We start from the raw sequence: 10,563 nt of genomic DNA, 5'->3' as shown, positions 1-10,563 counted from the left end.
TTCATATATCATTATTTATATGAATTTCCGGAGCGCTGGCACCTTACCAAAGCGACACCTGCACCAACCAACAAGCCAACAGCTCCCCATAAAATCATCATGAAAGTACGGCGAGGGCTGTCTCGGTTGACTGGTTCCTCCGGTGTTCTGAGATAACGGTAAGTCAGGAAAGAATCTTGCAAAGTCGGACCGAAATTCAGTGTCGCCAGCATCGCAATATTTTGATCATAATCGATACTGTAATTAGGGCCTATGGCTTTCAATGTTTCAATTTGGGCTTGCAACAATGGCGTACCCAGCATAAACATTTTGGATTCAGGTAGTTCTTTGATGGGGATATCCGTCTGATTACGATGAATACCCTGTTTCTCAGCCACTTTCAGCGACTGCTGCAAGACATTCAATTCACGATTGTACATAGCCTGTGCCACTATCTCCTGACGTTTAACCAACGCTTTCATTGACTGGGCACGTGTCGCCCATGCGCCTTTAATTTCGTTGTTCAGGTGATTGCTCGCTCGTTGATTGGCAAATGCAATATATTGACGTAGCAGCCGATTAGCATCAGCTGCGGTTGCTGCCGTCAACTTGATACTGTCATTTAGCGATGTCTTATCATCACTGCGCGTAATTTTAATATCGTTGATCAATTCTTCCAACAATACGGTATCCGCTTTGACACGCCCTTCCTTACGCTGTTTGTAGTAATCAGAATGAAGCCAGAACTCACGACGAGTATCATATGCAGAAACTTGCGTCATGAATTCTTTATATGCACCATCCGGAATAGTCGGTAATTGTGCCTCTGGAGAAGCATTGATGTGAGTATCTAAATTACGCAAAAATTGTTGTTGCGAGTAATAGCTACCCAAGTTATTGGTTATCGGTAAATTCACAATAGCGGTTGCGCTCCATTTTTGCTGCATCAAGTAAGATGCACCCAGAGCGACAGCAGCGAAAATCATTGCCAGTGCGATAATCCATATCTTTCCACGCCACAAAGCATAAAACAGTGCCCGAATATCCAGCTCATGCTCTATAGCAGGTTGATCCTGTTTAGATTTCGTTTCTGAGTTTATCACTGCACAAAACCCCTTTGGTAGTCGATGTTTTTAATGATGGTTTGCTGCCCGACGCATACGGCGCTTACACCGTTTGATAAAACGGGCTACCCGCCATGCTCGGTTGATGCAATAGCCATACAACATAAATGCAAGCAAGAATAATGCCAACATCACCCATTCAGGGACGGAAATTAACCGTTCAGTAATGATTCCAACTGATGACAATAAAGCCGCAGCCAAAGTGATCAAGATAAATGCCTGACGGGAGGTAAATCCAGCACGCATAATCAAATGATGAATATGTTGGCGATCCGGAGAAAACGGACTCATTCCCTTACGCAATCGACGGTACATAATAGCAATCATGTCCATCAGTGGAATCGCAATAATCCATAGTGCTGTCACAGGACGAATAGACGGATTATTTCCTTGCGTCGATTCAGTCAATAACCAAATAATAGTAAAGCCTATTAGGGTACTTCCCGCATCACCCATAAATACCTTAAAACGTTTTCCTAATATTCCAAGATTAAGGAAGATATAAGGCAAAATCCCGGTTATAAATGCAAAACACCAAAACGCCAATGCTGTATTGCCACTTGTGTACAACAAAATACCTAATGCACCGAAAGAGACACAAGATAGCCCGCCCAACAGTCCATCAATACCATCTACCATATTGAAAGCATTGATAGCAGCCCAGACTGCGAATAGAGTCACAACGTAGCTGAATGGCCCCAGTGACATTTCCCATGACCCGAAGGCGTATCCCAAGCTATCAAGCTTCAGGCCAGCAAAATACATCATGCTGATACCAACCAAAGCCTGAATGGTTGCCCGAATCTTCACGCTGATATCAAAACGGTCATCTAAGGCACCGATAAGAACTAATATTCCTGCACAAGCCAAATAAAGCCATTTATCAGGCATAAACTCTTTCGTAATAAAAAATGCGAAACAAATACTAAAAAAAACAGATATCCCCCCCACCAAAGGGACTAAGCCATGATGACGCTTACGGTAATTAGGTTTGTCAACCAAACCAATTTTTTTTGCTGCTTTGCGAGCCACAAACAAAAACACAAATGAGAATATAAATACGTAAAAAATTTCGGCACTCATACTGGGAATGTTCACAATAACAACTCTCTATAAAAATAATAATGGGGCATCTATTATTCATATACTTATGGATGTCCCACGCGACATTGAATCCATAAGTTCCCTGTTAATAAAACAAGGCATCCTGACTCATAAAATCAATCAAATGGATCATGCATCTGTAAAACGTGATCCATAATTATAAAGTTCTCGGTTAGGAAAAATGCATCTATTCATTCGAATACAATGCAAAAAATGTACCATTTTAGGCAAATAGAGTAAGTAAGACGTAAAAAAACGCCACAAAAATGTGGCGTTTTAGCGAAATGAGCACTGACTATGATGAGATTACCAATCTTAAAAAACTATGAGCGTTTCATAAAGTCGAAGAATTCTTCGTTTGTTTTTGTCATAGCCAGTTTATTGATAAGGAATTCCATCGCATCAATTTCACCCATCGGATGAATGATCTTACGTAAAATCCACATTTTCTGTAGCTCATCCTGTGCAGTGAGCAGCTCTTCTTTACGTGTCCCGGAGCGATTGTAATCAATGGCTGGGAAAACACGCTTTTCAGCAATTTTACGGGACAGGTGTAATTCCATGTTACCTGTACCTTTAAATTCCTCGTAAATAACCTCATCCATCTTAGAGCCAGTATCAACCAACGCCGTCGCGATGATAGTCAGACTACCGCCTTCTTCAACGTTACGTGCAGCACCAAAGAAACGTTTTGGACGATGCAGGGCATTCGCATCCACACCACCAGTCAAAACCTTGCCGGAAGCAGGAACAACAGTGTTATATGCACGAGCCAGACGGGTAATGGAATCCAGCAGGATAATAACGTCTTTCTTATGTTCAACCAGACGTTTCGCTTTCTCAATAACCATTTCAGCCACTTGAACGTGACGGGAAGCTGGTTCATCAAAGGTTGAGGCAATGACTTCACCTTTTACCAGACGCTGCATTTCGGTTACTTCTTCTGGACGCTCATCAATCAGCAAAACCATCAGAACGCAATCTGGGTAGTTGTGGGCAATGTTAGCTGCAATATTTTGCAGCAGCATGGTTTTACCCGCTTTTGGTGGAGCAACAATCAAGCCACGCTGACCACGACCAATCGGCGCTGCCAGATCCAGAACACGAGCTGTCAAATCTTCAGTCGATCCATTACCGCGTTCCATGCGCAAGCGGTTGTTGGCATGAAGTGGGGTCAAGTTTTCAAACAGGATTTTACTGCGGGCGTTTTCAGGTTTGTCAAAGTTAACTTCATTAACTTTCAACAGGGCAAAATAGCGTTCGCCTTCTTTTGGTGGGCGGATTTTCCCTGAAATGGTATCACCGGTACGGAGGTTAAAGCGGCGGATTTGACTAGGAGAAACGTAGATATCATCGGGACCAGCAAGGTAAGAACTGTCTGCGGAGCGGAGGAAACCAAATCCATCCTGCAATATCTCCAGCACACCATCTCCGAAAATATCCTCTCCGCTTTTCGCATGCTGTTTGAGAATAGAGAAAATGATGTCCTGCTTACGCATACGAGCCAGGTTTTCCAGCCCCATATTTTCGCCGAGAGTAATCAACTCAGATACCGGCGTATTCTTTAATTCGGTAAGATTCATAATGGTGGGTTCTTTAACTCGGGGTATATCTCGAACTATGAACGTGAATGGTATGGCAGCGTTATCGATGCCTGTTTATTTGTACCAGAAACGAATAAAACCTTCTAACATACTAAATTATATTACAAGGCAATAGTCTGAAGTACTCAGATTGATTTCAAAATAAGGCTGACAAACTGTCAAAACACGACTGAGAGTAAGCAAAATATGGTTAATTTCAATATTAAGAACTACCTCAGCGTAAACATTATCTCGTTATGAGCACTGTTTATAACTCTTTATGACTGTCTTCGTCTTCTAACTATGTCTATGTGCCATATGCTATAACTATCTATAATGTAAATACAATTTTATAATGCAAAGCAAACACTATTATAAGTATTCTAACATGGGCACTATTTCAGTATACATATCCAGCATAAGTGCTTTTAACACAAGCATTTTTTAAAACAAAAACTGTTAACGGGTTTTATACCGAACACCTACATAAGAAGACTCAGCACAAAAAAAATGCCTAGGATAAAAGCACCCTGCTTAAAGATGTTCAGCATTAGGACGCTATGAGTATACTAAGCTATATACTGGGTTTCCCATATATAGACTCAGAAATTTTACCAAATGCGATATGCCATCAGATACTTCAGGTGACCCAGAGATAACAGATTTATCAGACACTACAGATTGTTTAGTATGCAATATGTTTAATGTCAACTCTTTATACTAATAAAGATCAATAAATACTAATATATCAATAAACCTTTATACCAAATAAAGAATTCACTCAAGCGAAACTTCATACAAGCACATAGACGCTAACTTACCATGCTTCGTGGCGGACGTCTAGCGGTCAATGGGATAAATCCCCTTATACGCTAAGCGCCCGTAATTACTGTGAACTCACTCTAAATTAGAGGTGCGGTTCCAAAAACTCTTTCAGTTGAGTTTTTGACAAAGCCCCCACTTTTACCGCAACCTTCTCACCACCTTTAAACAGAATCAGTGTTGGGATACCACGAATACCATATTCTGGTGCTGTTTCTGGGTTATCATCCACGTTCAGCTTGCCGATTATCAGTTTTCCTTCGTATTCGGCGGCAATTTCATCCAGAATAGGGGCAATCATTTTGCAAGGACCGCACCATTCCGCCCAGAAATCAACAAGAACTGGGCCTTCTGCCTTCAGGACGTCATTTTTAAAGCCAACATCCGTCAGGTGGATAATATTTGCACTCATTTTTTGCTCCAAAAGTAAAATCTTTTATAGTGTCAGTGTACGTTAACCAACATAAGGGTGTCTTTATTTCAGCGGATACACTTTCTTAAAGCAATAGTTAACTGATATTCTACCATACTATGAGCAAAACACATTTGACAGAAAAGAAGTTTTCCGACTTCACATTGCACCCCAAAGTATTAGAAGCCCTTGATAAAAAGGGGTTTTCCAACTGCACGCCGATACAGGCGCTGACATTGCCTTTTACTGTCGAAGGCCGAGATGTTGCGGGGCAAGCACAAACCGGAACGGGCAAAACGCTGGCATTTTTGGCGTCTACTTTTAATTATTTATTGACCCATCCTGCGTCAAAAGAACATAAAACCAATCAGCCAAGAGCGCTGATTATGGCACCTACCCGTGAATTGGCAGTTCAGATCTACTCTGACGCAGAAGAATTGGCGGAAGTCACCGGATTGAAAATGGGTCTTGCCTATGGCGGCGATGGCTATGATAAACAGCTTAAGGTGCTGGAAGCCGGTGTCGATATCGTGATTGGCACAACAGGACGCCTAATCGATTACGTAAAACAGGGACATATCCATCTTGGTGCCGTTCAGGTTGTTGTGCTTGATGAAGCTGATCGCATGTATGACCTGGGTTTTATCAAAGATATTCGCTGGTTGTTCCGCCGGCTACCTGCTGCCACAGAAAGAATGAATTTGCTGTTTTCCGCAACGCTGTCTTATCGAGTGCGTGAACTGGCTTTTGAACAGATGAATAGTCCTGAATATGTGGAAGTAGAACCTCTGCAAAAAACGGGGCACCGCATTCAGGAAGAACTATTTTATCCTTCCAATGAAGAAAAAATGCGTCTGCTACAAACTTTACTGGAAGAAGAGTGGCCTGATCGCTGCATCATTTTTGCCAATACCAAGTACCGCTGTGAAGATATCTGGACTCATCTGGCTGCCGATGGTCATCGTGTTGGTCTGCTGACCGGTGATGTTGCACAGAAAAAGCGCCTGCGTATTCTTGAGGAATTCAGCCTGGGCAATCTGGACATTCTGGTTGCCACAGATGTTGCCGCCCGTGGGCTGCATATCCCGTTAGTGACACATGTATTTAACTATGATCTACCGGATGACTGTGAAGATTATGTCCATCGGATTGGCCGGACAGGCCGTGCTGGAGAAAGTGGTCATTCCATCAGTCTAGCATGTGAAGAATATGTGCTGAACTTACCGGGCATTGAAGAATATATCCAGCATCAGATACCTGTCAGCAAATATAACAGTGATGCGTTGCTAAACGATCTTCCGGTACCTAAGCGCCGTAATCGCGCCCGCTCAGGGGGACACCCTCGGCGTACCAGCATGCCGCGCCGCGGTGGTAACGCAACGCGCAACCGTAAGCGCCCAAGCTAAAATGATGCGATATTGAAATAACACGATGTTGAAACAACACAAGCCGGAATAAATACTATGCTGAGTGCTTCTTCGCTTTATGCGGCTATTGATTTAGGCTCAAACAGTTTTCATATGTTGGTTGTCCGTGAAGTATCCGGCAACATTCAAGTCGTTACCCGTATCAAGCGAAAAGTCAGGCTGGCTGCCGGATTGGATAAAAATAACTATTTATCACAACAGGCAATGGAACGGGGATGGCAGTGTTTGCGCCTCTTTTCCGAATATTTGCAAGATATTCCTGCTACGCATATTCGCGTTGTTGCTACAGCAACCTTGAGACTTGCAGAAAATTCAGATGAATTTGTCAGGAAGGCCTCAGAGATATTGAGCACCTCCGTCAATGTGATCCGTGGTGAAGAAGAAGCTCAACTCATTTATCAAGGTGTTGCTCACACTACTGGCGGGCCTGAAAAGCGACTTGTCGTAGATATTGGCGGCGCCAGTACCGAATTAGTAACAGGGGCCGGAGCCAAAGCTAATCAGCTCTTCAGCCTTGAAATGGGTTGTGTTACCTGGCTGGAACGTTATTTCAATGATCGCAGCCTGACAGAAAAAAACTTTGCCAATGCGGAAGCTGCTGCACATGATCTTCTCAGCTCAGTCACTACTAAACTGCTTGAGCAAGGCTGGAAAATTTGCGTGGGTGCTTCTGGCACAGTACAGGCCTTGCAGGAAATTATGATTGCTCAAGGTATGGATGAACTGATCACCCTCCCCAAGCTTCAGCAACTCAAGCATCAGGCGATTGAGTGCGGCAAATTGGAAGAGTTGGAAATTGATGGGCTGACACTGGAACGAGCATTGGTTTTTCCAAGTGGATTAGCAATCTTAATCGCCATTTTTCAAGCATTGAATATCGAAAGCATGATATTGGCAGGTGGCGCACTGCGTGAAGGTCTGGTTTACGGGATGTTGGACTTGCCGATTGAGCAGGATATTCGTGCAAGAACCCTGCGCAATATCCAGCATCGCTTTCAACTGGATAGTGAGCAAGCACAACGAGTCAAACAGTTGGCAGAAAATTTTTGCCAACAAATTGCTAAGCCCTGGAAATTGGACGAACGCTGTCGTGAATTATTGAGCAGTGCATGTTTGCTCCATGAAATAGGCCTGTTTATTGATTTTCGTCAGGGGCCCGCACATTCTGCTTATTTAATCAGTCACTTGGATTTACCCGGTTATACTCCGGCCCAAAAACGACTGCTGGCTACTTTATTGAAAAATCAAAGCGGGCCAGTGGACTTAGCATCACTCAGCCAGCAAAATGCTGTGCGACCACTACAGGCGCAGCGGCTATGCCGCTTATTACGTCTGGCAATTATTTTTGCCAGCCGCCGACGGGATGACACATTGCCAGCTTTGCGGTTACAGGTGGAAAATGAAACTCTCATTATCACCTTGCCTCATCAATGGCAGATAAAACACCCACTCAGAACTGAAGCATTACAGCAAGAAATGAAGTGGCAGAGTTATGTCCAATGGTTGTTGTTCTTTGAGGAACAAAATAACTCTCATTTAGGCTGAAGTTTACTTTATTCCCCTCATTCCCTGCATTCATCCACAAATGCAGGGTTATCCCGTGTCAATCGTGCGATTTATTTATTGCCGTTTTTCTGACCGAGTCCCAAACGTGATCTAATGTCAGCAAGGCGCGATTGTCCCTGTTTCATCCTTTCTTCTGCACTGATCACCCGCTTGCCCTGCGGCCAGTACAAATCATCCTGTGGCAATTCAAGCAAGAATCGGCTCGGTTCCGGACGGATAAGTTCACCAAACTGGCGACGTTCTTTGCTAAGAGTTAAAAAAAGTTCTCTCTGCGCGCGGGTGATACCCACATAAGCCAAACGACGCTCTTCCTCAATGTTGTCTTCATCAATGCTACTCTGATGTGGCAACAACCCCTCTTCCATGCCAACCAAGAAAACATAGGGAAACTCCAGCCCCTTGGAGGCGTGCAGTGTCATCAACTGAACCTGATCTAATTCTTCATTTTCCTCGCCTCTCTCCAACATATCCCGCAACGTAAAACGCGCTACGACTTGGGAAAGGGTCATTGGTTCATTCAAGTCATCTCCCTCAAGCATTTCACTCATCCAAGTGAAAAGTTGATTAACGTTCTTCATTCTCATTTCAGCCGCTTTTGGACTGGGGGAGGTTTCATATAACCAGCTTTCGTAATCCATGCCACGTAATAAGTCTCTCACTGCCAGTAATGGTTCCCGCTCCGCCTGACGGGATATTTCATCCATCCAGTGAGTAAAGCGCTGCAATGCAGCCAGACCACGCCCGGCCAAATGTTGCTCCAACCCAAGATCAAAACTGGCTTGATATAAACTTTTGTTACGCTGATTCGTCCACTCACCTAATTTTTGGATGGTTACAGCACCGATTTCTCGTCGTGGTGTATTGATGATACGCAAAAATGCACTGTCATCCTCTGGATTAGTCAAAACACGCAGGTAAGAGAGCAAATCTTTAATTTCAGGGCGAGAAAAAAATGATGTTCCTCCCGAAATCCGGTAAGGAATACGGTTCTGCATCAACATTTTTTCGAGGATACGAGATTGATGATTACCACGATATAAAATGGCGTAATCTTTATATTCCGTTTTGTTGATAAAATGATGAGCGATCAACTCCCCCACTACACGCTCCGCTTCATGATCTTCATTATTTGCTTCGATCACTCTGAGCTGATCACCATAAGGCAACTCTGAAAAGAGTTTTTTCTCAAAAACATGGGGATTATTAGCTATCAGAATATTCGCCGCTTTCAATATCCGCCCTGATGAACGGTAATTCTGCTCCAGCTTAATCACGTTCAACTGCGGGAAATTTTCTTTCAATAGGATCAAGTTCTGTGGACGAGCACCACGCCAAGAATAAATGGATTGATCATCATCACCAACTACCGTAAAACGAGCCCGACTGCCAACCAACAGTTTTACCAATTGGTATTGGCTAGTGTTCGTATCTTGATATTCATCTACCAGCAAGTAACGAATTTTATTCTGCCAACGTTCCCTGACTTCCCCATCGCGCATTAACAGTAACGTTGGTTTGGTAATTAGATCATCAAAATCGAGAACATTACAACTATTCAGATGCAGGTCATAGCGGCGATAACACTCTGCAAACTGGTGCTCCTGCTCTGAACGCGCCACCCTCATCACCTGCTCTGGTGACATTAAATCATTCTTCCAGTTAGAAATGCTTGAAACCAGTTTTTGTAGTAGATCTTTGTCTTCTTCCAACAAATCCGAGGTGAGATCTTTCAACAAAGCCATCTGATCTTGATCATCAAACAGTGAAAAATTGCTTTTCATTCCCAGCGCTTTGTATTCACGCTTGACAATCTCCAAACCCAAGGTATGGAAAGTCGAGATCATTAACCCTCTTGTTTCCTTACGACCCAAGGTTTGTGCAACACGTTCTTTCATCTCACGTGCTGCCTTATTAGTAAAGGTGACTGCCGCAATATGGCGGGCCTGATAACCACAGGTGCGGATCAGATGAGCAATTTTATTGGTGATCACTCGGGTCTTGCCAGAGCCCGCACCCGCCAGAACCAGACAAGGCCCTGTTACAAATTCAACCGCTTGTTGTTGGCTTGGATTTAATCGCATACTGTTTCAAAAAATATATCAGATTGAAAGATCGGGGAACGGAATTGTAACAGAAAGAAAGGCTAATTATGTGGTTTTCTTTATATCAGCGAATTATTTCACAATAGAATGAAAAAGTGCGTCAATATAGATAACGTCTTATGATAGGGCTCATAATGATTGTAGTTCATTTCATTTTTAACGGATGAATAAGAAACCGAAAAAATACCTCTTTACGGTATCCTGTCTGCATTCATTTTCTTTGTTATCCTTCACATAAACAAACATCAACCAATAGCAGCAGCCAGTAATATCACCTGTAGGCCTTTCACATCATAAAGATAAGATGATTATGTAAAGGCTGACCATTTTATTATTAAACTATGTGATAAATAACAAAGATAATTTTTTAAATTAATTTAAATTAGTTAGGACAAATATATTAATATTGAATCCACTTCAATTGAAATATATAGAACCTATTTA

General features: G+C 42.9%; 7 protein-coding genes. 2 read left to right on the top strand and 5 right to left on the bottom strand.

The genetic code is table 11. From position 1 onward, the window contains the following. Positions 1-11: 11 nt before the first annotated feature. From wzzE to trxA, 4 genes are all read right to left on the bottom strand, one after another. Positions 12-1,082, bottom strand: coding sequence for an ECA polysaccharide chain length modulation protein (wzzE, locus tag Xvie_RS02370; protein ID WP_086107784.1), 1,071 nt, complete (start codon positions 1,080-1,082; stop codon positions 12-14). A 30-nt stretch (positions 1,083-1,112) separates the two neighbouring features. Beyond that, a complete protein-coding gene (gene wecA / locus Xvie_RS02365) occupies positions 1,113-2,201 on the bottom strand; it encodes a UDP-N-acetylglucosamine--undecaprenyl-phosphate N-acetylglucosaminephosphotransferase (RefSeq protein ID WP_086107783.1) in 1,089 nt (362 codons plus the stop codon). Positions 2,202-2,530: 329 nt separating this feature from the next. Next, on the bottom strand, positions 2,531-3,790 hold the full coding sequence (gene rho / locus Xvie_RS02360; RefSeq protein ID WP_074020680.1) for a transcription termination factor Rho: 1,260 nt from the start codon (positions 3,788-3,790) through the stop codon (positions 2,531-2,533). A gap of 907 nt (positions 3,791-4,697) precedes the next feature. After that, a complete protein-coding gene (trxA, locus tag Xvie_RS02350) occupies positions 4,698-5,024 on the bottom strand; it encodes a thioredoxin TrxA (protein WP_086107782.1) in 327 nt (108 codons plus the stop codon). A 119-nt stretch (positions 5,025-5,143) separates the two neighbouring features. On the opposite strand from trxA, the gene rhlB reads away from it, so the two are divergent. Both rhlB and gppA read left to right on the top strand, forming a co-directional pair. Then, positions 5,144-6,430 (top strand): ATP-dependent RNA helicase RhlB, encoded by a 1,287-nt coding sequence (gene rhlB, locus Xvie_RS02345; protein ID WP_086107781.1) that lies wholly within the window; start codon positions 5,144-5,146, stop codon positions 6,428-6,430. 57 nt (positions 6,431-6,487) lie between these two features. Next, positions 6,488-7,996, top strand: a complete 1,509-nt coding sequence (gppA, locus tag Xvie_RS02340) for a guanosine-5'-triphosphate,3'-diphosphate diphosphatase (protein ID WP_086107780.1) — start codon at positions 6,488-6,490, stop codon at positions 7,994-7,996. 71 nt (positions 7,997-8,067) lie between these two features. On the opposite strand, the gene rep is transcribed toward gppA, so the two are convergent. After that, positions 8,068-10,098, bottom strand: a complete 2,031-nt coding sequence (rep, locus tag Xvie_RS02335; RefSeq protein WP_086107779.1) for a DNA helicase Rep — start codon at positions 10,096-10,098, stop codon at positions 8,068-8,070. Positions 10,099-10,563: the final 465 nt, after the last annotated feature.

It is taken from the genome of Xenorhabdus vietnamensis (assembly GCF_002127535.1).
In the GTDB taxonomy this organism is placed as follows: Bacteria; Pseudomonadota; Gammaproteobacteria; order Enterobacterales; family Enterobacteriaceae; genus Xenorhabdus; species Xenorhabdus vietnamensis.
This window is presented reverse-complemented; position numbering and strand designations above follow the sequence as displayed.

Bases quoted from the DNA above. Each gene is read 5' to 3' on its own strand.
- trxA (WP_086107782.1), bottom strand. From the start codon at position 5,024: ATGAGTGCAAATATTATCCACCTGACGGATGTTGGCTTTAAAAATGAC.
- rep (WP_086107779.1), bottom strand. From the start codon at position 10,098: ATGCGATTAAATCCAAGCCAACAACAAGCGGTTGAATTTGTAACAGGG.
- rho (WP_074020680.1), bottom strand. From the start codon at position 3,790: ATGAATCTTACCGAATTAAAGAATACGCCGGTATCTGAGTTGATTACT.
- rhlB (WP_086107781.1), top strand. From the start codon at position 5,144: ATGAGCAAAACACATTTGACAGAAAAGAAGTTTTCCGACTTCACATTG.
- gppA (WP_086107780.1), top strand. From the start codon at position 6,488: ATGCTGAGTGCTTCTTCGCTTTATGCGGCTATTGATTTAGGCTCAAAC.